Here is a 24,778-nt window from a genome sequence, read left to right as displayed (position 1 = left end):
CTGTCACCGTAATTCCAGTAGCGCAGCAAGATCGCGTTCGGCGGCCATCATTCCTGCGCTTTCTCCGGCCCGTCATATGCGATGCCTCGAATGACGGCGGCGCTGCCGAACTTCTTGCGCAGGCTGTCCACTGCACGCTCGGCATGCGCGGCGCGGCGGTCGAGCATGTCGGTGTCGTCGGCGGGGGAGCCGTCGCGCAGCGCGCTGACGCCCGCGCCCATCAGGCGGAAGGCGGTGCCGTCGATTTCCTTGGCCAGCATCTCGCGGCAGATCGAAAAGATTTTTGCGGCGAGCTGCGTCGGCGCCGCGATCGACTGCGAGCGCGTGCGCTGACGGAAATCGGCGGTCTTCAGCTTCAGCGTCACGGTCGAGCCGGCCAGCTCGCTGCTTTTGAGCCGCGACGACGTCTTCTCGCACAACCGCCACAGGATCTTTTCCAGCGACGCGAAATCGTGGATGTCGGTTTCGAACGTGGTTTCGCTCGAAATCGTCTTGGCGCCGCGGTCGGCCTCGACGCGGCGGTCGTCGATACCACGCGCGAGCCGCCACAGCCTGCGGCCGTCACTCGGAAATTGCCGCATCAGCTCGATCTCGTCGGCCTTTTGCAGGTCGGCGATGCTGCGGAAGCCGCGCTGCATGAGGCGCTCCTGCGTCGCAGGTCCGACGCCGAAGATGAAGCCCACCGGCCTCGAAGCCAGCATCAAACGCGCTTCCTCCTGATCGAGCGCGGCAAAGCCGCGCGGCTTGTCGAGATCGGAGGCGATTTTGGCCAAAAACTTGTTGCAGGAGAGCCCGACCGAGACGGAGATGCCGACGTCGCGCTCGACGTCGCGGGCAAAGCGCGCCAGCACCTTTGCCGGGATCATGCCGTGCACCCGCTCGGTGCCGGAGAGATCGAGAAAGGCCTCGTCAATCGAAAGCGGCTCGACCAGTGGCGTCAGCGCCTGCATGGCCTGGCGCACCTCGCGGCCGACGCGGACATACTTCGCCATGTCCGGCCCGATCACGGTCGCATGCGGACAAGCTTCCAACGCCCTATACATCGGCATAGCCGAGCGCACGCCATAGGTGCGCGCGATGTAGCAGGCGGCCGACACCACCCCGCGCTTGCCCCCGCCGATGATGACGGGCTTGTCGGCGATATCAGGATTGTCGCGCTTCTCGACCGTCGCATAGAAGGCGTCGCAGTCGATATGGGCGATGGTCAGGCGCGCGAGCGCGCGGTGACGGATGAGGCGAGGGGAGCCGCAGGCGGAGCAGCGTCGCACGGCCATATCCAGATCGGCCAGACAATCCCGGCAGAAGCAGCGGGGCCCGGCCGGATCGGGCGCGCTCACGGCACGTCGCGCTCCCAGGTCCGGTCGCCGAGCGCATCGCCCAGCACCTGCCGCGCTGCGGCAACGTTGGTCGGATGCAGTTCCGAGGCCTTGGCAAAGGCCTTCACAGTGTCGTCATCGCGCAGCACGAAATCGAGCACGCTGAGCAGGAAATGGGGGTCCGAGGCGGCGTTCCGGAGCGTCTCCGGGCCGACCCCTGTCTCAGCCAGGAACAGGCCCAGCCTTTCAGGGTCGCCAGCCACAAAGGACAACGCCTGAATCGCAACGATTTCAGCGACTTCGCGAGGGTTGTGAACAGGCTTTTTCACGGGCCCGGTTTGCCTTTCCATTAACTTTCGGTGTCTACTTTGCATCATGCCCGAGTCTCGTGCCTGAGTCTTGCGACCCCGGGGCAAGCAACTGGAAACCACATCGCAGAAAGTGGCCCCTCGGGTTTAACGAAACTCAAGCGAATCTGAGGCTAGTTTGAATCCAGTTTTCGAAGCGCCGGAAAGCGGCGCCTGAGGCGTCACATGCATCGGTCTTTTGGACCAAACAGGAGGGCGGGATGGCTAAGACCGTCCTGATCGTGGAAGACAACGAGCTCAACATGAAGCTCTTCCGCGACCTGTTGGAGGCGCATGGCTACCAGACCTCCGGCACCAGCAACGGCTACGAGGCGCTCGACCTCGTACGCAAGATGCGGCCCGACCTGGTGCTGATGGATATCCAATTGCCGCAGGTCTCAGGCCTCGAGGTGACGCGCTGGATCAAGGACGATCCGGAGCTGCGCGCCATTCCCGTCGTCGCGGTCACGGCCTTCGCGATGAAGGGCGACGAAGAGCGCATCCGCGAGGGCGGGTGCGAAGCTTATTTGTCCAAGCCGATCTCGGTCGGCAAATTCATAGAGACGGTCCGGCGTTTTATCGGATAGGAAGTGAGTGCAAAGTGTCCGCGCGTATCCTGGTTGTCGATGACGTTCCCGCCAACGTCAAACTCCTCGAAGCCCGCCTGTCCGCCGAATATTTCGACGTGATGACCGCCTCGAACGGCACCGATGCGCTGGCGCTGGCCCGCCGCGCCGAATGCGACATCATCCTGCTCGACGTGATGATGCCTGACATGGACGGCTTTGAAGTCTGTCGTCGCCTCAAGACCGATCCGGCCACGCACCACATTCCCGTCGTCATGGTCACCGCGCTCGACAGCCCGTCCGACCGCAACCGCGGACTGGAAGCCGGCGCCGATGACTTTCTGACAAAACCCGTCTCCGACGTCGTGTTGATCGCGCGCGTGCGCTCGCTGACGCGGCTGAAGATGATGACGGACGAACTGCGCATGCGCGCCATCACCTCGCTCGAGATCGGCATGCAGGCGCCCGAGCGCAGCGCCATCGCCGATGCAGGCAAGGGCGGCCGCATCCTTTTGGTCGACGACCGGCAGTCGTCCTATGAGCGGCTGGCGACGATCCTCGCCGCAGAGCACACCATCGACGTCGAGAAGAATCCGACTGAAGCGCTGTTCCACGCCGCCGAGGGCAATTACGATCTCTTGATCGTCTCGCTCGACCTGAACAATTTCGACGGGCTGCGGCTCTGCAGCCAGGCGCGCTCGCTGGAGCGCACCCGCCACGTGCCGATCCTCGCGATCGCGGAAGCGGAAAATGCCACGCGGCTGCTTCGCGGCCTCGAGATCGGCGTCAGCGACTATCTGCTGCGTCCGATCGACAAGACCGAGCTGCTGGCGCGCGCCCGCACCCAGATCCGCCGCCGCCGCTACACCGATCATTTGCGCGACAACGTGCAGAACTCGATCGAGATGGCGATCACCGACGCGCTCACCGGCCTGCACAATCGCCGCTACATGGAGAGCCATCTGGCGACGCTGGCCGAGCAGGCCTCGACCCGCGGCAAGCCGCTGGCGTTGATGATTTTGGACATCGACTATTTCAAGTCCATCAACGATAATTTTGGCCACGACGGCGGCGATGACGTGCTGCGCGAATTCGCGGTGCGCGTGCGCAAATCGATCCGCGGCATCGATCTCGCCTGCCGCTACGGCGGCGAGGAGTTCGTCATCGTGATGCCGGAGACCGATCTCCACGTTGCCGGCATGGTCGCCGAGCGCCTGCGCCGCTCGATCGCCGGCGAGCCCTTTGCCGTCCACAAGGGCACCAAGCGCGTCGAGGTCACGATCTCGATCGGGCTGACCACGCTGGAGCAGAAGGGCGAGGCTGTCGCCGACGTTCTCAAGCGCGCCGACATGGCGCTGTATCGTGCCAAGCACGATGGCCGCAATCGCGTGGTATCGCAGGCGGCGTGAGGCAGCGTCCCATCTTCCGTGAGGTAGCGCCCCATCTTCGGTGTCGTCCCGGCGAAGGCCGGGACCCATAACCACAGGAAGCGGTTATGGTGCAAACTGGCAACTCCGAGTCTTCGTCAAACTACGGCCTGTGGTTATGGGTCCCGGATCTGCGCTCCGCTTCGCTGCGCTTGTCCGGGACGACATTGCTATTGCGGCGCGGGCTTGCGTCCCTTTGCCATCGCCGCATCACCGCCGACATCCACACCCGCATTCCGCAACAGCACCTTCGCCGCTTCCTTGGCCGCACGGGCCATCGCGGGGTCATCGCGGACGAGGTCTTGCGCGATCGAGCCGTCGACCAGCAGCACGAGCTGCGTTGCGAGCGCATCCGCGTCCGCAACACCAAGCTCGTTCAGCCGCTCGCGAAACCAGACGCGGCGGCTCTCCTTGAAGGCGATAGCGATTTTCTTCACGGCGCGATCCGTCGGCCCGAGCTCGGCGACGGCATTCACGAATGGGCAGCCGCGAAAATCCTTCGCCGCGAAGCGCCGCTCCAGCGAATCGAAGGTGGCGAGGATTTGCTCGGCCGGCGGCTTGTCGGAGGGGCGCTGAGCCACGAAGCGGCGCTCGAGATAGGCCGCGATCAGCGCGTCCTTGGAGGGGAAGTGGTTGTAGAGCGTGCGTTTGCTGATGCCGATCTCGGCCGCAATCGTGTCGACGCCGATGGCGCGAATGCCCTGCAGATAGAACAGCTTGTCGGCGGTCTCGAGGATCCGCTCTTTCATCGTCTGTGGGGCGGGCGGGGGAGCCATGCGGTGACGAACATCCTCTTCGCTTGACAGCGCCCGCTACCTATAGACTAATTACACAGGTCTGTGTAATCAAAATCAACGCCGATTGCAGATGCCGGCGCGCGTCCAGCGCCCACGAGGGAGACAAAAAATGCCCCTGTTGCAGGTCCTGCGTCCGACTTTGCCGATCCTGATCGGCGCCTCGATCATGCTGACGCTGAGCATGGGGCTGCGGCAGTCGCTCGGCATCTTCATGCAGCCGCTGACGCACGACATCCACCTCTCGGTGTCGGATTTTACGCTGGCGCTGGCGGTGCAGAACCTCGCCTGGGGATTTCTCCAGCCGCTCGCCGGTGCGATGACGGTGCGTTACGGCTTCCGCCCCATCATGATCGTGGGATCGCTGATGTACATCGCGGGCCTCGCTTTGATGACCACCGCGAACGGTCTCGTCAGCATCATGATCGGCGCCGGCGTGCTGATCGGTACCTCGCTCGCCTGCACCGCGGCCGCGATCGCGATGTCGGTGGCGGCACGCGCAGTGCCGGCGACGGTGCGATCCACCGTGCTCGGCATCGTCTCCGGCGCAGGGTCGCTCGGCGCGCTGCTGTCGGCGCCGATCGGGCAGATGCTCAACGAGGGCTTCGGCTGGCGCGTCGGTCTCGCCGGCTTCGTTGTCATGTCGGTGCTGATGATCCCCGCCGCCTGGTACGCCGGCCGCGTCGACGCCATCCCGCTGCCGAAGCCCGCCGCCGATGACATCGGCGATGCCACGGCCGCGTCCGTCGCCAAATTGGCGTTCGGCAATGCCTCCTTCATGGTGATGACCTGCGCCTATCTCGTTTGCGGCATGCAGCTCGTGTTCCTCACCACGCATCTGCCGTCGTATCTGGCGATCTGCGGCCTCGATCCGATGCTGAGTGCGCAGACGCTCGGCATGATCGGCGGCTTCAACGTGCTGGGCTCGCTGTTCTTCGGCTGGGCCGGCCAGCGCTGGAACAAGCTCGCGCTGTTAGGTGGCATCTACATCCTGCGTTCGCTGGCGCTGGCCTGGTACTTCATGCTGCCGGCGACGCCGTTCTCGACGCTGCTGTTCGGCGCCATCATGGGCTTCCTCTGGATGGGCGTCGGCCCGCTGGTCGCGGGCGCCGTCGCCGAGATGTTCGGCCTGCGCTGGCAGGCCATGATCCAGGGCCTCGCCTTCATGAGCCACCAGATCGGCAGCTTCCTCGGTGCCTACGGAGGAGGGGTGATCTACGACGCGCTCGGCTCCTACAATATGGCCTGGCGCATCGGCGTGGCGCTGGGACTGGCCGGCGGCATCATCCAGGTCACGTTCGCGCTGATCCGGCCGTCGCAACCGCCGGCGCCGGTGTTGCGGACGGCGTAGGCGGGGCGTGTGGTCACACTCGTCAGCTTGCGGGCTTTGAGCGGACGCCGCGCTGCCTGGTCGTGATGGCTCGTTGTGCCGCGGCTTGGTCGACTGCGGCGCAAGCAAACTTTTTACCCTCCACTTTGGAGGGCGCTCAAGCGTGATGGGCAGGGAATCTCAATGCTTGTCGGTTGCTATTTTAGCTGAATGCGACTCAGATAATCGATAACAGCGAGGATGCGTTTTCGCACGACGACTTCCGGGCTTTGCTCCGGCCCGGCCATCTTCCAATAAGACGGATCAACATAGTGAGGCAGGTTGATTATGGGGTTGAATCGCTCCCCCCAAATTGGCATTTCACGGGTACCGTGAGCGGGAACTGTTTTCATTCCGTCTATGGTTTCATAAACAACGTTCGTGGGAAACACGCCGTTGTTGTTCCTGGCCAACATCGTCAAATCGGGAGGCGGTATCTTAAGCTGGTCGCTAACCGGTCCTTTGCCCCTCGCATCCGCACCATGACAACTCGCGCACGAAGACTGAAATTCTGACTTGCCGATGTCGAGGTCTTCAGCCTGAACCGCAGCGGCGAACCCAGCGGCAAGACCGGCAAATATCAAACATTTTACACCACATTTTACCATGTCGCGCTCCGACGCTGGTTAGTAAGATTTCAATTGCTAGCCGTTTCGCTCCCCGACAGTTTGACGCACGTCAAGATTGGCTTCCGGCCTAAGCCTACGAATGCTCTGAGTTCACGCGGATTCATGCAGACGCGAAAGTTGTGTTTGGGCACGCTTCGCGTGAGGCGAAGATCAAAATTGCATGACACGTAAGAGGTGTTGACACACAAAACACCTGTCGGGGCGTGAACCTACGGTCTGACTTCCAGACGAAATTGAGGGGGCTCCCACCATACAATTTCAAGTCACGTGTAATTTGCAGAGGAGTAGCCAATGTTTGTTCAGCGACATCTGCTTTCGTGTTCCGTCAGTGTCCTCGCCGCGCTGCTTGCCGGTCCCGCCATGGCGGACTGTGGATCCTTGCCCAATCTATCGCAGCTTCGATCCGCTTTGGTCGGATCTCTTACGCCGACGAATGGCCCAAATGGCGGGCTTGGCTTTCACATGTGGGGCACGATCATTGACCGCGATGGTACGGTTTGCGCGGTTGCATTCTCCGGCAGCCAATTCACCGCCCAATGGCTTGGCAGCCGCGCGATTTCCGCCCAGAAAGCAAATACTGCGAATGATTTTAGCCTTGGCCATAACGCCACTCCCGCCGGCAGCGCATTCCCAGCCGGTCTTGCATTGTCGACGGCCAACTTGTTCTCGGCCGTTCAACCTGGCGGCAGCCTCTACGGCCTACAGCATAGCAACCCTGTGGACACCGGCGTTGCTTATGGCAATCAGCCCGGGTTTGGGGGCGTCACTCCAGCAAGTTTCAATCCGACTCCGGTCAACAGCCAAGCCTTCGGTACGAACGTTGATCCGATGGTCGGAAAACGAATTGGTGGCGTGAACGTATTCGGCGGCGGCCTTGCACTCTACAAGGCTGGACAGAGAGTGGGTGGTCTGGGTGTCAGTGGCGACACTTCGTGCACCGATCATATGGTCGCGTGGCGGACTCGTCACGCTCTTGGGTTCGATGAGTTTCAAGGGGTTCAGGGAGTCGCTGACGCGAACCACCCAGACAACATCATATTCGACATCACGGCGAATGCCGACGGAACCGGCGGGACCGGACAGGCTCCTACTGGTCAGGGCGGCGTCGGCCAAAGCGCAAGCGGCTTCGGCCATCCCAAATGCCTCAACAATCCGACTCCTTCAGCCGTAGCAGGCCTCCCGGCCGTGAAATGAAGCCGCTGCGCTCGGAGGACACCGCGTTACTTCTCCGAGCGCATTGCTTCGTGGGCTTCCTCTTGTTGGGCGTCGGCCGCTGGTCGCAGCCGCCGGCGCCTGTGTTGCGGGCGGCGTAGAGCTGGCTGCTAGACGCCGCGACGTTCGCCTTCACCGAACGGGCAGCGGAAGGCGCAGTCCGATGGCGTCGTGCAAGACAGCACCGGCAGTGCGACAGCGTTGAATATTGCGCTAGAGATGGTGAGACCCCAGGCGAGGTGTCGCAAGGTGATCTTCTTTGTGAGCATCGCGCAAAAGCCGAGACACGTGCGGAGCCGGGGGGATTACACAGGCAGGAGCGAAGCCTGATCTTGCCTTGCCCGCCACGCGGCGATTTGCCTCTCGAGTTCGACGCGAGCGTCGTCCACCACGCTGGCCCAGTCGCCTCGCTTTGCTTGCCTGAACAGCCGCATCGACCGATACCACGGGCTGTCATCGCGGTTGAGCAGCCAGCGCCAGTCCGGGTTGAAGGGCACCAGCGTCCAGACGGGAGCGCCGAGCGCGCCGGCGAGGTGGGCGACGCTGGTGTCGACCGAGATCACCAGGTCGAGACAGGAGATCAGCGCCGCTGTTTCGCTGAAATCCGTCAGATGGTGCGTGAGGTCGACAATGTCGGAACGTTCTGCGAGGAAGGCGCGGTCCTGATCCCGGACGCCTTTTTGCAAGGAGACGAACTGGACATCGCAATCCAACAGCGGCGCAAGCGTGCGTAGCGCCATCGATCGATTGTGATCGTTCTTGTGATCCGGATTGCCCGCCCAGACCAGACCGACGCGGAAGCGGGTGCGAGGACCAAGCCGGTGTTCAAGCCGGTGTTCAAGCCGTTCTTGCCACGCCTTCACGCGCGACGCCGGCGGCGCAGGAACGTATCCCTCTGCGAGCGGGATTGTATCGATGCGTGTCCTGAACGCGAGTGGCAGCGTTCCAAGCGGGCAGTGCAGGTCGAAAGCCGGCGTTGACGATCGGCCGACACAATCTGCGACTCCTTTGATGCCACCCAAAAGCTGCTGGATCGGAGGCTCGACCTCGAGGATCACCCGGGCGCCGAGCGCGGCCACCATCGGCACGTAGCGGGCGAACTGGATCGCATCGCCCAGTCCTTCGTCGGAGTGAAGCAAGATGGTCTTGCCTTCAATCGGCTGGTCGCCACGCCAAAGGGCTTGCGAAAAGCCGCGATCGACCAGACCGACGGAGGGAAGCCGCCAACGCGCCTCGCGCGCGCGCCAGCCGCGCTCGAAGTCGCCGGTCAAGAGCTGAAGCGTGGCCAGATAGAACAGCGTCTGCGCATCGTTGGGGGCGGCCGCCAGCGATCTGTGCAGGGTCGCGAACGCTTCATCCAGCAATTGCAGATGCAACAAGACCACGGCCTTGTTGTTGAGCACGGCATGAAAATCAGGTCGAAGGGCCAGCGCCCGATCGAAGCAGGCAAAGGCCTGCTCCAGTCGGCCAAATCGCCAATGCAGCAGGCCGAGATTGTTGTGCGTTTCCGCGAGACTCGGATCCAGCGCGATGGATTTTTCGTAGTCGGCCTCCGCTTCCTCGAACCGGTTCACAGCCGAGAGGCAGACGGCGCGCATTTGGTACAGGGCTGCGGAAGCTGGAGTCAGCTTCTCCGCGATGTCGAAGCATTTTACGGCTTCCGCATGCCGGCCGAGTTCGAGCAGCAGCATGCCGCAATTATGCGCGGCCTCCCAATATTGCGGATTCAGCTTCAGCGCCTGCTGCAAGTGCAGCGCGGCCTCGTCCTTGCGCGCGAGTTGCCAGAGGAGGTTGCCGAGGTGATTCCAGAGGCCCGCATCCTCCAGTTTGAGGCTCAAGGCCCGGCTGTAATGTTGCCGTGCGTCCTCGAGCCGGCCCTGCCGCTCCAGCACCATGGCGAGGCTCAGGAGATATTCGGCCTTCGGTAGCTGCCGGACTGCGCGCCCGATCCATTCCACGGCGGCGTCGGGCTGCTGCGCGTGAAAACAAAGCACGCCCAGCAAATGGAGGGCATCCGGGTGCTGCTCGTCCAGAGTCAGCGCCTGCTGGCAGCACAGCTCGGCCTCGGCAAGTCGTCCCGATTGAAGATGCGTGAAGCCCGCCTGACAAAGCGCCGCCGGCGTCGCTTTTCCGGATTGTGTGGCCGCGATCCGGCGCTCTCTGCGATTCATGAACGGCTGGAAATTGTCGCGCTCCGGATCGATGACTTAGAGCGGTGGAAGTGGCTGCAGTCTCGCAAATTTGAAGCCAGCGAGGCTGCCCCTTCTAACCATGGCAGGATTTCGCGAAGCTGATGGCTCGTCGCCAATGACCGCGGGTCAACCCCGCTCGCGTGCCCCGGACGAGACGGGCACCACAAAATAGAACGGGGCCCGAAAGGACCCCGTAAAACTCTTCAACGCCTTCGCCGATCTTACTTGATCTTGGCTTCGCGGAATTCGACGTGCTTGCGCGCCACGGGATCGTACTTCTTCTTGACCAGCTTGTCGGTCATGGTGCGCGAATTCTTCTTGGCGACGTAGTAGAAGCCGGTGTCAGCCGAGGACACGAGCTTGACCTTGATGGTGACCGCTTTGGCCATGTTCTGAACCTCAGAATATTGGGGAATCTGGAGCCGGCCAAACGGCCCGCGTTGGCCGGCAACCTAGCCAGAAACCGCCTGATGTCAAGGTTTTTGGGCCGGAAAACTACCCAAATCGGGCCCATTACGCCTCGAAGAACCGATTCTTCGGCCGCGGCAGGCCCAGATTTTCCCTCAAAGTGGCCCCTTCATACTCTTTCCGGAAAATCCCGCGCCGCTGCAGCTCCGGGACGACCTTGTCGACGAAATCGTCGAGGCCGGCGGGCAGGAACGGGAACATGATGTTGAAGCCGTCGGAGCCGCGGCCGACCAGCCACTCCTCCATCTGGTCGGCGATGGTTTTCGCCGTGCCGACGAAGGACAGCCCGCCGTAACCGCCGACGCGCTGGGCGAGCTGGCGCACAGTGAGCTTGTCGCGCTTGGCGAGGTCGACCATGCGCTGCCGGCCGCTCTTGCTGGCGTTGGTCTCCGGAATCTCCGGCAGTTGTCCATCCGGATCGAAACCGGAGGCGTCGGTGCCGAGGATGACCGAGAGCGAAGCGATGGCGCTGTCGTAGTGCACACGGCTGTCGAGCAGAGCGCGCTTCTCCTTGGCCTCATCGACGCTGTCGCCGACCACGACAAAGGCGCCGGGCAGGATTTTCAGGTGCTCGGGATTGCGGCCGATCTTTTCCATGCGGCCCTTGATGTCGGCGTAGAGCTTTTGCCCGTCGGCGAGGCTGCCGCCGCCGGTGAACACAGCTTCCGCCGTTTCGGCCGCGAGCTGCTTGCCGTCTTCCGATGCGCCGGCCTGCACGATCAGCGGCCAGCCCTGGACGGGGCGGGCGATGTTGAGGGGGCCGCGCACCTTCAGAAATTTGCCGTTGTGGTCGAGCACATGCATCTTCGCGGGATCGAAGAACAGGCCGCTGTCGACGTCGCGCACGAAGGCGTCATCGGCGAAGGAGTCCCAGAGGCCGGTGACGACGTCGTAGAATTCGCGGGCGCGTTTGTAGCGCTCGGCATGCTCCAGGTGGTCGTCGAGGCCGAAATTCAGCGCGGCATCCGGGTTCGAGGTGGTGACGATGTTCCAGCCCGCACGGCCGCCGCTGAGATGGTCGAGCGAGGCAAAGCGCCGGGCGACGTGATAGGGCTCGTCGAACGTGGTCGATCCGGTCGCGATCAGGCCGATGCGCTCGGTGACGGCGGAGAGTGCCGACAGCAGCGTGAACGGCTCGAACGAGGTCACGGTGTGGCTGCGCTTGAGCGCATTGACCGGCATGTTCAGCACGGCGAGGTGATCGGCCATGAAGAACGCGTCGAACTTGCCGGCCTCGAGCTTCCTGATCAGTTGCTTGATGTGGCCAAAATTGAAGTTGGCGTCGGGCCAGGCCCCGGGATAGCGCCAGGCGCCGGTGTGGATGCTGACAGGGCGCATGAACGCGCCAAGCTTGAGTTGCCGTTGTGACATCGCGCCCTAAATCCCGTTCTGGTGTCGTTGGGGCAAGACATAGGCACGCCGGGGAACTCCGCCATTGGGGGCGGCGGGAAGATTCTTTTGTTTTTCGGTGCCCGCTCAGCACAATCCCGTCATTCCGGGGCGCGCGTAGCGGGAGCCCGGAATGACCGATCAGCTCAAAATATCCTTCTGCATCTTGCCGGCGTAGAAATGGAAGAACGGCACTGGCGCGTCATGGCGTAGCGGGCCGGTGGCAAGGCGCGTGTGAAGCTCGTTGAGCACATTCCGTGTCATGGGATGCAGATCGGCGAGCGGTTTTGAGCCGAGCTCGACCCAGACCAGCTCGACCAGCTCCGCATCGGCATGGATCACACCCTCGACGTGATGGGTGATTGCGGAGGCATCCGCCGTGAAGAAGCGCGTGTCGAAGCGCTTGACGCGACCGGGCGGGGTGATCGCGCGCGCGATGAGGTACAGGCTGGAGGGATCGGGCAGCAGGCCTGCGTCCGCAAACGGCTTCCAAGGCCCTTCGAGCTTGGCTTTGCCCTCAGACTTGCGTCCGAGGCAGAGACCGGTCTCCTCGCAGGCCTCGCGGATCGCGGCAATCGCCAGCGATTTCGCGCGCGAGGCCGGGGTTTTCGGGCTGCCCTTGGCGAGATTGGCCTCTAATTCCGTGGTGATGGGGGCCGCGACCGGCACGCGATAATCGTCCTTGTCGACGCGGCCGCCGGGGAAGACGAATTTTCCGGGCATGAACACCACCTTGTCGTGGCGCTTGCCGACCAGGACCTTTGGAACGGAGCCGCTGCGATCGACCAGGATCAGTGTCGCCGCATCCCGGGGACGGAAATAGGGATGGTGATCGGCTTCCTTCTCCTCGTGCACCTTGGCTTTCTCAGCCGTCTGCGCCGTATCCGTCATATCCTCACCCAAACTGCTTTTTGCTTATTTTGCTTACACGGGCGGAATACCATCCGGCGGGGTCTCGTCAAACCCGTGCATGCGCAGAGCCCATTGCAAGCCGACCACAGCTCCCTTGACCGGCTGCAATAGCCCGAGCGAGGCGAAGAAGGTGAAGGGCAGGTAGGCGGCAAAGCTGAACCAGACTGGCGTGGTGTAGTTGGTTTCGATCCAGAGGATCGTGGGCACCACGATGTGCCCGACGATGACAATCACGAGATAGGCGGGCAGATCGTCGGCGCGATGCGGCGTGAAGTCGAGGGCGCAGGACGAGCAATTGTCCGCCGTCTTCAGGAAGGCGCGGAACAGTTTTCCTTGCCCGCAGCGCGGGCAACGCCCGCGAAAACCGCGCTTCATCGCAGCCCAGACGTCGCGCTTCTCGACGAGGCCGGTCTCGCGCGTCCAGATCTTTGGGGCAGTGTGCGTCGTTACCATGCCTTGCCCTTCTGTCCCCCGCCCTTTCCCTTGTTCTTTCCCTTGCCCTTCTTCGCCTTGCCGGATTTTGGCTTCGGCGGCTTGCGTTTTTTATCCGGGCTGCGTCCGGGATGCGCCTTGAACGAGGGGCGGCGCTGCGGACCAGCTTGCCTGCGGTCGCGGGGTGCAGTCTCGCTGGATGACGACAGCAGCTCAAAACGAAGCGCGCCTGCGATGGGGGCTGCCTCGATCAGACGGACGTCAACGATATCGCCGAGCTGGTACATGGTGCGGCTGCGCGTGCCGACCAGCGCATGGCGGCCCTCGTCATAGTTGAAATATTCCGTGCCAAGGGATCGGATCGGGATCAATCCGTCGGCGCCCGTTTCAGCGAGTTTGACAAAGAGCCCGGCGCGCGTGACGCCGGAGACGCGGCCTTGGAAGCTCGCGCCGATGCGGTCGGCGAGGTGATGGGCGATCAGGCGGTCGACGGTTTCGCGCTCCGCCTTCATTGCGCGCCGCTCGGTTACCGAGATATGCGCGGCGACCTCGCCGAGGCTCTCCGGCGTCTCGCTGTCGGGCAGGGCGCCTTCGCCAAGCCCAAGCGCGCGGACCAGCGCGCGGTGCACGACGAGGTCGGCATAGCGGCGGATCGGCGAGGTGAAATGCGCGTAGCGGCGCAAATTCAGGCCGAAGTGCCCATAATTCTCCGAGGAGTATTCGGCCTGCGCCTGGGCGCGCAGCACGACTTCGCTCACCAGCGGGAAGTGGTCGTGGCCTTCGAGCTGTGCCAGGACGCGGTTGAAGAGAGCAGGGCGAAGCGCGCCGCCTTTCGCGAAGGGGACGTCCAGCGTTTGCAAGAATTCCGCGAGCGCGTGAACCTTCTCCAGCGTCGGTTCGTCATGCACGCGGTAGATCAGCGGGAGCGATTTCTTCTCCAGCATCTCGGCCGCCGCGACGTTCGCGAGGATCATGAACTCCTCGATCAGCTTGTGCGCATCGAGACGCTCGGGCACGACGACGCGATCGACGGTGCCGTCGCTCTTCAGGAGGATCTTACGCTCGGGCAGATCGAGATTGAGCGGATCGCGCTCGTCGCGTGCGCGCTTGACGCAGGCGTAAGCCGCATAAAGGGGTTTGAGGATCGGATCGAGCAAGGGGCCGGTGGTGTCGTCGGGCCGGCCGTCGATTGCGGCCTGCGCCTGCGCATAATTCAGCTTGGCGGCCGAACGCATCAGGATGCGGTGAAAGCTGTGCGAACGCTTGCGGCCATCAGGGGCGATGATCATCCGCACCGCGAGTGCGCCGCGCGGCTCGCCCGGCACCAGCGAGCAGAGATTGTTGGAGATCCGCTCGGGCAGCATCGGCACGACGCGGTCAGGGAAGTAGACCGAGTTGCCGCGATCAAGCGCGTTATGGTCGAGCGCGGTGCCCGGCCGCACGTAGAAGCTCACATCCGCGATCGCGACGTCGACGATGAAGCCGCCCTTGTTGTTCGGATCGGGGTCGGGCTGCGCATGCACTGCGTCGTCGTGATCCTTCGCATCCGGCGGATCGATGGTGACGAGCGGGACATCGCGCCAGTCCTCGCGCCCTTTCAGGTTGGCAGGCTCTGCGGCCCCCGCCTCGCGCTCGGCGGCGGAGGAGAATTGCAAGGGAATGTCGTGGGCGTAGATCGCGATCAGGCTGATCGCCTTCTCCGATTTGACCGAGCCGAGCTTCTCTTTCACGCGTCCTGAGGCCAGCCCAAAGCTGCGGGTGCGGACGATGTCGACGCTGACGAGGTCGCCGTCCTGCGCGCCCTTCGTGTCGGCCGAGGCGATGTTCAGCTCGCGGTCGGCGGACCTCTTGTCGACCGGGATCAGCCGTCCGCCGCCTTCGGGCAGGCTGCGGAAGACGCCGAGGATGCGGCTCTTGGTCTTGTCGAAGACCTTGATGATGTGACCGCGATAGGCCGGACCTTCGCTCTCGTTGGTCGGCTCGACGCGCAGCAGCGCGCGATCGCCGACGCCGGCTGCGGTGCCGGGCTTCGGCCGGCGCGGCATTGCGATGAGGATTTTGGGCGGCTCGCCGCCTTCGACCTCGTCCCATTCAGTCGGGGAGGCGATCAGCTCGCCGTCTGTGTCGCGACCGGTGATGTCGGCGACCAGCGTCGTTGGCAGGCTGTCCGGTTCTGAAACCGTATGGCGCTTTTTCTTGATGGTGCCGTCGTCGGCGAGCTCGCGCAGCAGGCGCTTGAGCTCGATGCGATCGGCGTTCTTCAGGCCGAACTCGCGTGCGATCTCGCGGGTCCCGACCTTTCCTGGATGTGCCTTGATGAAGGCGACAATGGCGCTCCTGTCGGGAAAGCCATGGTCATTCTTGCGTTTCACTTAACCTCTAATTGGTGCCGGCACTCTTCTTGGCCGGGGTTTTGGTCGCGGCTGCCTTGGTCGGCGACGTCTTCGCCGTCGACGCCACGCCTGCGCGCGCCTTGCTGGTGGATTCAGATTTGGGTTTGGCCGCCTTCTTCGCGGCCGGTTTCTTCTTCGGCGCGGCGTCGTCGCCGTCCGCGGCCTTCGCCGTAGTCTTCTTGGCCTTGGCCGGCTTTGCCGCCTTCTTCGGCTTCTTGCCGCCGCCCTTGGCCGCGCGCTCGTCGATCAGCGCGATCGCCTGCGGCAGCGTGATGGCGTCTTTCTCGATGTCGCTCGGGATCGTCGCGTTGACGCCGCCAGCCGTGACATAGGCGCCGTAGCGGCCGCCCTTCACGGTGACGGTGCCGAGCGTCGGATGATCGCCGATCGCCTTGCCGGGGTCGACGCCGAAGCGGCGGCTCGGGCCCTTTGCAACCTTTTCGGCAATCAGCGTGACCGCGCGATTGAGGCCAATGTCGAACACTTCGTCGCCGGCCTCGAGGCTGGCATAGGTCTTCTCGTGCTTGACGAACGGCCCGAAGCGGCCGAGACCCGCGGTGATCGGCTCACCGGTCTCCGGATGCTTGCCGATCTCGCGCGGCAGCGACAGCAGTTTCAGCGCAAGCTCGAGCTCGACATCGCCAGGCGAGGCGCCCTTCGGGATGCCTGCGCGCTTCGGCTTCTCGCCTTCCTCATAATCCTTCTGCTCGCCGAGCTGGATGTAGGGACCGAAGCGGCCGGCCTTGACCCAGACATCGCGACCCGTATCAGGGTCCTGGCCGAGCGAACGATCGGCGGTGGTCTCGCTGTCGGCGGCGAGCTGACGGGTATAGCGGCACTCCGGATAGTTCGAGCAGCCGACGAAGGCGCCGAACTTGCCGGCCTTGAGATTGAGCCGGCCGTTGCCGCAGCTCGGGCACTGCCTGATGTCGCCGCCATCGGCGCGGGGCGGATAGATGTGCTGTCCCAGCATCTCGTCGAGCACGTCGAGCACCTGGGCGACGCGCAGATCCTTGATCTCGTCGACGGCACTGATGAAGCCGATCCAGAAATCCTTCAGCACCTGCTGCCAGGAGATCTCGTTGTTGGAGATGCGGTCGAGCTGCTCCTCCAGATTGGCCGTGAAGTCGTATTCAACGTAGCGGTTGAAGAAGCTTTCGAGGAAGGCGACCACGACGCGGCCCTTGTCCTCGCCGTGCAGGCGCTTCTTCTCCAGCTTGACGTAGCCGCGGTCCTTCAGGACCTGGAGGATCGAGGCATAGGTCGAGGGCCGGCCGATGCCGAGCTCTTCCATGCGTTTGACCAGCGACGCCTCCGAGAAGCGCGGCGGCGGCTCGGTGAAATGCTGGGTGACGGAGAGCGACTGCCGCTTCAGCGCGTCGTTCGGGCTCATCGCGGGCAGCCGGCGCGAATCCTCGTCCTCCTCGTCGTCGCGGCCTTCCTGGTAGAGCGCGAGGAAACCGTCGAACTTGACGACCTGGCCGGTGGCGCGGAGCTCCAGCGTGCGGGCACCCGCCTTCGCCGTGATGTCGACGGTGGTGCGCTCGAGCTCGGCCGATTCCATCTGGCTCGCAATGGTGCGTTTCCAGATCAGTTCATAGAGCCGCGCCTGGTCGGCATCGAGCTTGCGGCTCATGCTGTCGGGGCGGCGCGACATGTCGGTCGGGCGGATCGCTTCGTGCGCTTCCTGCGCGTTCTTGGCCTTGGCCTGGTACTGGCGCGGCGCATCCGGCACGTAGGCGTTGCCGTAATCCTCGCCGATCACCTTGCGGGCCTGCGTGATCGCGGACGGATCGATCTGCACGCCGTCGGTACGCATATAAGTAATGAGTCCAGTGGTCTCGCCGCCGATGTCGATGCCTTCATAAAGGCGCTGCGCGATGCGCATGGTGTGCGCCGGCGCAAAGCCGTATTTGCGGCTGGCTTCCTGCTGCAAGGTCGAGGTGGTGAAGGGCGCCTGCGGATTGCGCCGGGCCGGCTTCGCATCGACCGCAGTGACGGCGTAGGCGGCCGTTTCCAGCGCCTTCTTGAAGTCTTCGGCTTCGGCGCCGCTGCCGATGTCGAGACGCTGGATCTTCTTGCCGTCGGCACCGACCAGGCGCGCCTCGAAGGCATCGCCGCGCGGCGTCAGCAGGGTCGCGATCAGCGACCAATATTCGCGGGCGACGAATTTCTCGATCTCGAGCTCGCGGTCGCAGACGAGCCGCAGCGCCACCGACTGCACACGGCCGGCCGAGCGGGCGCCCGGCAGCTTGCGCCACAGCACGGGGGAGAGGGTGAAGCCGACCAGATAGTCGAGCGCCCGGCGTGCCATATAGGCGTCGACCAGCGCGCCGTCGATCTGGCGCGGATGCTTCATCGCGTCTGTGACGGCCTGCTTGGTGATGGCGTTGAACACCACGCGCTCGATCTTCTGATCCTTTAGCGCGCGCTTCTCTTTCAAGACCTCCAAAACGTGCCAGGAGATAGCTTCGCCCTCGCGATCAGGGTCGGTTGCCAGAATCAGGCGGTCGGCGCCCTTCAGGGACTTGGCAATGTCGTTGAGCCGGCCGGCCGCCTTGGGATCGATCTCCCAGATCATCTTGAAATTGGCGTCGGGATCGACGGAACCGTTCTTCGCCGGCAAGTCCCGGACATGGCCGAACGAGGCCAGAACCTCGTAGGACGAGCCCAAATACTTGTTGATCGTCTTGGCTTTCGCCGGCGACTCCACAATGACGATATTCATGTAGTTCCAGTAACTTACGGGGAAATATTAGGCCGAAATCGACAAGATTCGGGTCGGCCGTTTCGTCCCGAACATGGGTGGTGAGGCCCTCGCTGTCAAATCGAGGGGTGTTGAAAGCCCGCAGAATGGGAAAAGTTTCATATCGAGAAAGTTGCGAAATACCACCTTGGAGTTGTGGCCGGTGTCAGCGTAATGTTTCCGCGGGGCATGGATTCGGTGGGGCTGGTGGCAAAGCCAGGAAAGAAACGGAAGCGCGCCGCATCAGGCGTGCGGCGAGGCTCGCGCAACGAGGAACCGGGGGAGGGCGGGGTCGATGAAGCCGCGGCCTTCATCGCCGAGCAGGTGGGCGCATTGCGCAAGCTCGCCGAGCGCCACAAGCTCGACGTGCTGCATTATCTCTTAGGGATGACCAAGCTCGAGGCCGACGAGCATTTGCGGCTGCGGAGCAAACGCAAGCTGTCGTGAGGGATCGGGATGGCGTGAGACCTGAGTGCGCCGCTATTCGAACCGTCATCCTGAGGCGCGAGTGGCGCGATGCGGAGCATCGTGCCGGGAGCCTCGAAGGATGAACGGCCGAGATGCAGCGGGGCCGTCGCCCTTCGAGGCTCGCCCTGCGTCGCAGGACGAGCACCTCAGGATGACGGTTACAGGTTTGAGCGCGCTGAGGCCGATCGCCGCCGCGGCGCTGGCCGCGGCTTCAACGTCGTGTCGGCGAGGGTCAGCAACCGTCCGTCCTCCGCGCGCAGCTCGATCTTCCGGATCGGGCGGCCTTTGGCGCGATCGACCAGGATCGTCTCGATCTCCTCGGGATAATCGTCGAACTCCTCGCTCCATTGCCGCAGCGCCACCAGGATTGGAAAGGTGCCGCGGCCCTTCGGCGTCAGCACGTACTCCTGGTAGGCGCTGCCGTCGGAGGCAGGGGCTGTCGTCAGAATGCCGTGATCGACCAGCGCGCGTAGTCGCGTGGCCAAAATGTTCTTGGCCATGCCGAGCTTGTTCTGAAATTCGCCGAAGCGCCGCACGCCGAGCAGCGCCTCGCGGATGATCAACAGCGACCACCAGTCGCCGAGCGCCTCGAGCGCTCGCGCGACCGGGCAGGCATCGCCCTCAAAACTCGTTCGCTTCACCATGGTCCAGGTCCCGTCGCGCCTGCCGCATCCAGCGGACGATCACGCTCTCGTGTGGTTGCATTATAAAACCATTTGGCCTACATGGCAATCGAGTTTCATTATGCAACTACTGGAGGCGAGCATGAGGCTGAAGAACAAGACGGCACTGATTACCGGCGGCAATAGCGGCATTGGACTGGCAACGGCAAAGCTGTTCGTAGCCGAGGGCGCCAAGGTGATCATCACCGGACGTAACAAGGAGACGCTGGAAGCCGCCGCGAAGGAACTCGGCCCGAACGCACTCGCGGTTGCGGCCGACGCCACCGACATCGCAGCGACCGAGGCCGCGATCAAGAAGGGCACCGAAAAGTTCGGCAAGCTCGACATCGTGTTTGCCAATGCCGGCATTCCCGGCAGCACGCCGCTCGGCTCGGCGACGCTCGAGACCTTCGAGAAGGTGATCAGCACCAATCTCACCGGCGTGTTCTTCACGGTGCAGTCGGCGCTGCCTTATCTCAACGACAACGCCTCGATCATCCTCAACGGTTCGGTGATCTCCGTGCTCGGCATTCCCGGCTATTCAGCTTACGGAGCGGCGAAGGCCGGCGTGCGGGCGATGGCGCGGATCATGGCCTCGGAACTGTCGCCGCGCGGCATCCGCGTCAACGTGGTCGCGCCGGGTGCGATCCGCACGCCGATCTGGGGCGCGGCGATCGCGACGCCCGAAGCGGAGAAGGCGTTCGAGAAGCGCATCGGGCTGTCGACGCCGCTCGGGCGCATTGGTGAACCAGATCACATCTCGAAGACGGTGCTGTTCCTTGCGTCGGACGATGCCGCGCACATCCAGGGCCAGGAGATCTTCGTTGATGGCGGCGCCGTTGCGTCTCCGAGCGGCGCGCCGATCTATCGCGGTTGATCGAATGATGTGAAAATTGAATCGGCCGGCGCGCTGGATGCGGTTGCGCTGGCCGGTTCCCACGTCTTGCGAGCTGTATTTTCTGAAGCTTGCGTGATGCGTTGAACCTTCGCGTGTGTTGCAAAGACTCTTCTACGGGCAGGGGTCAAAAGACTCATTTTTAAAAGGAGTCCGTTATGCCGAAAGCAGCCCGCATTTATTCTCCCATTTCAGCACCGCGTATTTACACCGAACGTTCCGCTATTCCCGCCAAACGCTCCGACACGTCGGAGTTCATCGGGGTTGCCATCTTTTCCGGCATCGGCCTGCTCATTTCGCTCGCTGCCGTGATCTTCGGCGTGCAGGGCGGCTGGTTTTAGCTTTGTCGATCTTTCAGCCGCCGCCGGAGTCCGGCAGCGGCTGTCGTCGGCGTGCTGTCAGGCCGCGCGAAGGCTCGTTGCCGCCTCAAGCGCGCCAGCGAGCGCCTTCTCGCGATGGTTCGGGCCGATCTGGATGCCGTCGGCGGGGATGAATTCGAGGCTCGTGATTCCTATGAAGCCGAACACCCAGCGCAAATAGGTCTCGAGGTGTTCTCCAGCCGCATACGGCGTCTCGGCGCCGTAATAGCCACCGCGTGAAATCGCCACGATCACGCGCTTGCCGCCGGCGAGTCCCTCGGGCCCGGCCGCTCCATATTTGAAAGTCTTCCCCGCAATGAGGACGCGATCGATCCAGGCCTTGAGCTGGCTCGGAATCGTAAAATTGTACATGGGCGCGCCGATCACGACGACGTCGGCATCGAGGAACTCGTTCAGCACTGCCGCGCTCGCCGCGAGATCGGGTGCGAGTTCCGCGGGCGCAGGCGCGCCCTGGGCTGCCGCAAGATGCGAGCCGGAGAGGTGGGCGAGCGGGGTCTGGGTCAGGTCGCGGTAGACGATGTCGAGCGAGGGCGTGGCCTGCCGTAACCGGTCGACGATGGCGGCGGACACCTGCCTGGAGACAGAGTGGGGGCCGAGCACGCTGGAGTCGATATGGAGGAGTTTCATTTGGGTCACCTATGGTATAGATTTGTAACCCGCACTACATGAGTGACCGTCAAATTCCCCGCAAGAACGCACTTTTTTGAGCCATGGGCACATCTTTGAGACCTGCACACACCGATTTGCCTGCACCGCGGGTGCCGGACCCCGACCATGCCGACTGCCGTGGCGTGGCTTCGATCCTGTCGCGCGTCGGCGACAAATGGAGCGTGTTCGTCATCATGATGCTGAGCGACGGACCCAAGCGCTTCAACGAGCTGAAGCGCATGATCAACGGCATCTCGCAGCGGATGCTGACCCTGACCTTGCGCGGGCTCGAGCGCGACGGTCTCGTCACGCGGACGATCTTCCCGACCATTCCGCCGCGCGTCGATTACGAGCTGACGGATCTCGGTCGCGGGTTGCAGGAGCCTGTGAAAGCGCTCGGCGAGTGGGCGATCACGCATCAGGAGCAGATCGCGGCTGCACGCACGCGCTTCGACGAGCGCAACGGCTCTTAAAGCAGCGACACCAGCCCGCCGCCGTGACGTTCGAGTCGCCCCGCGAGCTCCAGTTCCAGCAGCACCGTGCGCACGATCGCGGGCGAGGCGCCGGACATGCGCACGAGGTCGTCGATCGAGATCGGGACAGGCCCGAGGAGACGAGTGATCTGGTCGCGATCATGTCCTTGCGGATCGCTTTCAAAAGGCTCGCTGTCGGGTTCGCTGGCCGGATGCATGACCGGGCGCTCCATGATCGGTGCGACCGCGTTGACGACGTCGGCCGCCTCGGTGACCAGCGTTGCGCCCTGCTTGAGCAGATCATTGGTGCCGGCAGCGCGCGGATCGAGCGGCGAGCCGGGGACCGCGAACACTTCGCGGCCCTGTTCGGCCGCCATGCGCGCGGTGATCAGCGAGCCCGAACGGTGCGCCGCTTCCACCACGACCACGCCGAGCGCGGCGCCCGAGATCAGCCGGTTGCGGCGGGGAAAGTCGCGGGCGCGCGGCTCGTGGCCGAGCGGCATCTCGGAGATCGCAGCGCCCGAATGATCGAGGATAGCGGTGAGCAGATCGCCATGTTCGGACGGATAGATGCAGTCATGTCCGCCGGCGAGCACGGCGACCGTGCCCGTTTCGACGCTGGCGCGATGCGCGGCCTGATCGACGCCGCGTGCGAGCCCGGAGATGATGATAAAGCCGGCTTCGCCAAGCTCGCGCGCGAGCTGGCCGGCGAATTTCAGGCCAGCGCCGGAGGCGTTGCGCGAGCCGACGATCGCGATCATCGGCCGCATCAACGTCGCGTTGTCACCACGCACCGCGAGCAGTGGCGGTGCATCGTCGAGCGTTGCCAGCCGATCCGGATAGCCGTCCTCGCCGGGCGCAAGCCAGGCGATGCCGAACTTGCGGCTCGCCGCGAGCTCGGCCTTAGCCTCATCCACACTGCAAATGCGCCCGGATCGCGACGCGCCGCCACGGCGCGCCAGATCGGGCAGCCGCTCCAGCGCGGCGCGCGCGCCGCCAAAATGATCGACCAGCGAACGAAAGGTGCGCGGCCCGACATTGTCGGAGCGGATCAGCCGCAGGCGGTCGACCCGCTCAGTTTCGGTCAGCTCCACGTTTCGATTGATGGCGTCCACGGCGTCTCCTGGTGGGGGCAGCATGGAACAACCTGAGGGCGTGAGCAACAGGGTCGTGCGCTTAGGCGACATTGTCGCGGCCAGAAGCGATCGGAATTCGCGATACCCTCAGGCGCCGCGGAGGACGAACAGGGGCCGGTGGGCTGCTGCCTTGCTCAACGCTGAAATGAGGAAGGCCAACTTAGCTAGCGGAAGTTTGACTATCTGGTCTCTTCGAACCGCACGGGTGTCTTACCTCCCAAATCCAGCTTCACACGCAACTGAAGCGAAATTGCATCGTCGGCAGTCACAACCACGGACATGGGCCAATCAGGATCAGGGGCGTCGGGGTTATGATAAATGCCGTATGCTTTAACACCCGTTGCGGTGGAAACCTCAAAGTGCCTCGGATGGTCAGACTTTAGATAGCTATATTGCTTCTTCTCATCGTCGTTGAACGTGACAAAACCACCGGTAGGAAAACCATCAACGGCAACGATCTTCCCAATCTCAAAAAATGCCCATTCGCCATGCCGTATGTCTGTAGATGTGTCGCCGGATTCCTTCACTCTGGCTAACAATGGTTCCTGTCCTAGGAAAAACACTCTCGTCTTGATGTTCTTGACGGCTTTCCCTGTGTCCAGGGCATTGCCCACCATTAGGTAATACCTCGACTCGAACAGCCCAGCATTGGTGCCGTCTGCCCATTTAACAAGGCGCGTCTCGACGAACGCGTCATTCCTGAACTTGAAGACGATCTCCGGCTTGACGGTTGGTGTTTCTGAACTTGCTGCATTTTGAACCGGATGATGCTCTTCCTGTTGGACGTTCATTTGAAGGAAAGCAACCAGGCCCACGAAGAACACGCATGCAGAAAAGACCATCAAGTACTGAGGCCACATCCGACCGAAACCTTTCATAAGGTTTTTGCGAATTGCTCTAAGGCACGCTGGAGCTAGTCCCCATACCATCACGCCTATGAGAACCGCATATAGGAGCGCTACTAAAACGGCATGAGATTCAAAAAAATGAGGCTCGATGAGTGCCAACAGCGCGATACCCGCTGCCGCACCCGTACCGATTTTCGTTTGCTCGTCCATGCTGATCGCCCTCAGGACAGCCTATCCTAGGGATATCGATTCTCGAAACTATAGGTGGTTGAAAACCGCTCGCGGCCATGATCTGGCTTTTGTTGCGTTCGAGACATAGCTCCGCGCGGCCCGACATTGTCGGAGCGGATCAGCCGCAGCCGGTCGACCCGCTCAGTTTCGGTCAGCTCCACGTTTCGATTGATGGCGTCCACGGCGGCTCCTTGTGAGGGCAGCATGGAACAACCTGAGGGCGTGAGCAACAGTGTCGTGCGCTTGCGCGTCGCGAAGGGCTCAGAAACGGAAATCTGGCAGCTTCCCTTGCACCTGACAGACCGGCTGCGATTCTTCCACGGTTCAAAAGCGCGACGGGGATTCCACTTTTAAGGGTGGGCCCACCAATGCCATTTCGAATGGCGACCAAAATCCTGGGTCCGTTGGCGCCATCGCGTTCGCCTTGCTGATTTCCAGGAAGAACGCCTCCGCTTGACCCGCTGGTGCGAACACGAAAGTGATCCGTCCCGGCCCTTCGCTTACGTTGACCCAGCAGTGTGGTACTCCACGCGGCCCGAAGGCCGAGTCGCCCGGCCCCAGCAGGTACCGCTCGTCGCCAATCTCGACAATGTATTCACCCTCAATGACGTGGAACCACTCGTCCTGATGGCGATGTAAATGTCGAGGAGGGCCGCCTTTGGCATGATGTGCGATCTCGGCCACCAGAAATGCCCCGTTGCTGTCCGCAGTCGTGACCTTGAAAGAGAGGGTGCCAATGCCAACGTTGCGATGCACCGCGTGTCGGTCGCCGTTACGTTCGACCTGAAATGGCCCTGTCGGCGTCGCGGTCAACTCTACGTTTCGATTTGATGACATTCGCGGCG

Annotated in this window: 24 protein-coding genes and 1 pseudogene; 8 read left to right on the top strand and 17 right to left on the bottom strand. The window is 63.1% G+C overall.

Annotated elements, in window-relative coordinates:
- Nucleotides 1–47 precede the first annotated feature (47 nt).
- Nucleotides 48–1,337, bottom strand: a complete 1,290-nt coding sequence (locus YUA_RS0107085; RefSeq protein WP_027530049.1) for a DNA polymerase IV — start codon at nt 1,335–1,337, stop codon at nt 48–50.
- Entirely contained in the window at nt 1,334–1,645 is a 312-nt protein-coding gene (locus YUA_RS0107080) for a DUF3572 domain-containing protein (RefSeq protein WP_027530048.1), read from the bottom strand. The genes YUA_RS0107085 and YUA_RS0107080 overlap by 4 nt, the downstream gene beginning before the upstream one ends.
- Nucleotides 1,646–1,884: 239 nt before the next feature.
- Here YUA_RS0107080 and YUA_RS0107075 point away from each other — a divergent pair, with 239 nt between their 5' ends.
- Both YUA_RS0107075 and YUA_RS0107070 read left to right on the top strand, forming a co-directional pair.
- The gene (locus YUA_RS0107075) at nt 1,885–2,250 is read left to right on the top strand and encodes a response regulator (protein WP_008566616.1); all 366 of its coding nucleotides are present in this window, start codon (nt 1,885–1,887) and stop codon (nt 2,248–2,250) included.
- Between the two features lie 14 nt (nt 2,251–2,264).
- Nucleotides 2,265–3,638: a PleD family two-component system response regulator gene (locus YUA_RS0107070; RefSeq protein ID WP_027530047.1), complete on the top strand. Its 1,374-nt coding sequence runs from the start codon at nt 2,265–2,267 to the stop codon at nt 3,636–3,638.
- Nucleotides 3,639–3,826: 188 nt separating this feature from the next.
- Here the strand turns inward: YUA_RS0107070 and YUA_RS0107065 are convergent, their stop codons facing one another.
- A complete protein-coding gene (locus tag YUA_RS0107065) occupies nt 3,827–4,432 on the bottom strand; it encodes a TetR/AcrR family transcriptional regulator (RefSeq protein WP_027530046.1) in 606 nt (201 codons plus the stop codon).
- Nucleotides 4,433–4,562: 130 nt separating this feature from the next.
- Between YUA_RS0107065 and YUA_RS0107060 the strand changes: the two genes are divergently transcribed.
- Nucleotides 4,563–5,801 carry an MFS transporter gene (locus YUA_RS0107060; protein ID WP_027530045.1) on the top strand — a complete coding sequence of 413 codons (1,239 nt, stop codon included), beginning with the start codon at nt 4,563–4,565 and terminating at the stop codon, nt 5,799–5,801.
- 176 nt (nt 5,802–5,977) lie between these two features.
- On the opposite strand, the gene YUA_RS0107055 is transcribed toward YUA_RS0107060, so the two are convergent.
- Nucleotides 5,978–6,427, bottom strand: coding sequence for a cytochrome c (locus tag YUA_RS0107055; protein WP_027530044.1), 450 nt, complete (start codon nt 6,425–6,427; stop codon nt 5,978–5,980).
- A gap of 312 nt (nt 6,428–6,739) precedes the next feature.
- On the opposite strand from YUA_RS0107055, the gene YUA_RS47910 reads away from it, so the two are divergent.
- Entirely contained in the window at nt 6,740–7,642 is a 903-nt protein-coding gene (locus YUA_RS47910; RefSeq protein WP_084292196.1) for a heme-binding protein, read from the top strand.
- Between the two features lie 323 nt (nt 7,643–7,965).
- Here YUA_RS47910 and YUA_RS0107045 read toward each other — a convergent pair whose 3' ends face one another.
- From YUA_RS0107045 to topA, 7 genes are all read right to left on the bottom strand, one after another.
- Entirely contained in the window at nt 7,966–9,831 is a 1,866-nt protein-coding gene (locus YUA_RS0107045) for a tetratricopeptide repeat protein (protein ID WP_027530042.1), read from the bottom strand.
- Between the two features lie 242 nt (nt 9,832–10,073).
- Entirely contained in the window at nt 10,074–10,241 is a 168-nt protein-coding gene (gene rpmG / locus YUA_RS0107040; RefSeq protein ID WP_007603295.1) for a 50S ribosomal protein L33, read from the bottom strand.
- Between the two features lie 124 nt (nt 10,242–10,365).
- Nucleotides 10,366–11,691 (bottom strand): LLM class flavin-dependent oxidoreductase, encoded by a 1,326-nt coding sequence (locus YUA_RS0107035; RefSeq protein ID WP_027530041.1) that lies wholly within the window; start codon nt 11,689–11,691, stop codon nt 10,366–10,368.
- Between the two features lie 159 nt (nt 11,692–11,850).
- Complete coding sequence (locus YUA_RS0107030; protein WP_027530040.1) at nt 11,851–12,600, bottom strand: NUDIX domain-containing protein; 750 nt, start codon at nt 12,598–12,600, stop codon at nt 11,851–11,853.
- Between the two features lie 33 nt (nt 12,601–12,633).
- Nucleotides 12,634–13,074 (bottom strand): DUF983 domain-containing protein, encoded by a 441-nt coding sequence (locus YUA_RS0107025; RefSeq protein ID WP_027530039.1) that lies wholly within the window; start codon nt 13,072–13,074, stop codon nt 12,634–12,636.
- Complete coding sequence (gene rnr / locus YUA_RS0107020) at nt 13,068–15,425, bottom strand: ribonuclease R (protein ID WP_027530038.1); 2,358 nt, start codon at nt 15,423–15,425, stop codon at nt 13,068–13,070. The genes YUA_RS0107025 and rnr overlap by 7 nt, the downstream gene beginning before the upstream one ends.
- A 7-nt stretch (nt 15,426–15,432) precedes the next feature.
- On the bottom strand, nt 15,433–18,174 hold the full coding sequence (gene topA, locus YUA_RS0107015) for a type I DNA topoisomerase (RefSeq protein ID WP_027530037.1): 2,742 nt from the start codon (nt 18,172–18,174) through the stop codon (nt 15,433–15,435).
- 225 nt (nt 18,175–18,399) lie between these two features.
- Between topA and YUA_RS0107010 the strand changes: the two genes are divergently transcribed.
- The gene (locus YUA_RS0107010; protein WP_027530036.1) at nt 18,400–18,639 is read left to right on the top strand and encodes a hypothetical protein; all 240 of its coding nucleotides are present in this window, start codon (nt 18,400–18,402) and stop codon (nt 18,637–18,639) included.
- A 179-nt stretch (nt 18,640–18,818) separates the two neighbouring features.
- Here the strand turns inward: YUA_RS0107010 and YUA_RS0107005 are convergent, their stop codons facing one another.
- On the bottom strand, nt 18,819–19,304 hold the full coding sequence (locus YUA_RS0107005) for a helix-turn-helix domain-containing protein (RefSeq protein WP_027530035.1): 486 nt from the start codon (nt 19,302–19,304) through the stop codon (nt 18,819–18,821).
- 121 nt (nt 19,305–19,425) lie between these two features.
- Between YUA_RS0107005 and YUA_RS0107000 the strand changes: the two genes are divergently transcribed.
- Both YUA_RS0107000 and YUA_RS0106995 read left to right on the top strand, forming a co-directional pair.
- The gene (locus YUA_RS0107000) at nt 19,426–20,199 is read left to right on the top strand and encodes a glucose 1-dehydrogenase (RefSeq protein WP_027530034.1); all 774 of its coding nucleotides are present in this window, start codon (nt 19,426–19,428) and stop codon (nt 20,197–20,199) included.
- A gap of 176 nt (nt 20,200–20,375) precedes the next feature.
- Nucleotides 20,376–20,558 (top strand): hypothetical protein, encoded by a 183-nt coding sequence (locus tag YUA_RS0106995; protein ID WP_027530033.1) that lies wholly within the window; start codon nt 20,376–20,378, stop codon nt 20,556–20,558.
- Between the two features lie 57 nt (nt 20,559–20,615).
- On the opposite strand, the gene YUA_RS0106990 is transcribed toward YUA_RS0106995, so the two are convergent.
- Nucleotides 20,616–21,224 carry an FMN-dependent NADH-azoreductase gene (locus YUA_RS0106990; protein WP_027530032.1) on the bottom strand — a complete coding sequence of 203 codons (609 nt, stop codon included), beginning with the start codon at nt 21,222–21,224 and terminating at the stop codon, nt 20,616–20,618.
- Nucleotides 21,225–21,307: 83 nt separating this feature from the next.
- On the opposite strand from YUA_RS0106990, the gene YUA_RS0106985 reads away from it, so the two are divergent.
- Nucleotides 21,308–21,718: a helix-turn-helix domain-containing protein gene (locus YUA_RS0106985; protein WP_027530031.1), complete on the top strand. Its 411-nt coding sequence runs from the start codon at nt 21,308–21,310 to the stop codon at nt 21,716–21,718.
- Here the strand turns inward: YUA_RS0106985 and dprA are convergent.
- The 4 genes and pseudogenes from dprA to YUA_RS47905 all read right to left on the bottom strand — a co-directional run bounded on the left by dprA (nt 21,715) and on the right by YUA_RS47905 (nt 24,746).
- The gene (gene dprA / locus YUA_RS0106980) at nt 21,715–22,857 is read right to left on the bottom strand and encodes a DNA-processing protein DprA (RefSeq protein WP_035970575.1); all 1,143 of its coding nucleotides are present in this window, start codon (nt 22,855–22,857) and stop codon (nt 21,715–21,717) included. The two genes, YUA_RS0106985 and dprA, sit on opposite strands and share 4 nt — an antisense overlap.
- Before the next feature lie 176 nt (nt 22,858–23,033).
- Entirely contained in the window at nt 23,034–23,912 is an 879-nt protein-coding gene (locus YUA_RS0106975; protein ID WP_027530029.1) for a hypothetical protein, read from the bottom strand.
- Between the two features lie 113 nt (nt 23,913–24,025).
- Nucleotides 24,026–24,139: pseudogene (locus tag YUA_RS52515) on the bottom strand (DNA-protecting protein DprA); the annotation flags it as partial.
- Nucleotides 24,140–24,257: 118 nt separating this feature from the next.
- Nucleotides 24,258–24,746, bottom strand: coding sequence for a cupin domain-containing protein (locus tag YUA_RS47905; protein ID WP_198029378.1), 489 nt, complete (start codon nt 24,744–24,746; stop codon nt 24,258–24,260).
- Nucleotides 24,747–24,778: the final 32 nt, after the last annotated feature.

Origin of the sequence: Bradyrhizobium sp. WSM3983 (genome assembly GCF_000473045.1) — a bacterium.
Classification (GTDB): Bacteria; Pseudomonadota; Alphaproteobacteria; order Rhizobiales; family Xanthobacteraceae; genus Bradyrhizobium.
This window is presented reverse-complemented; position numbering and strand designations above follow the sequence as displayed.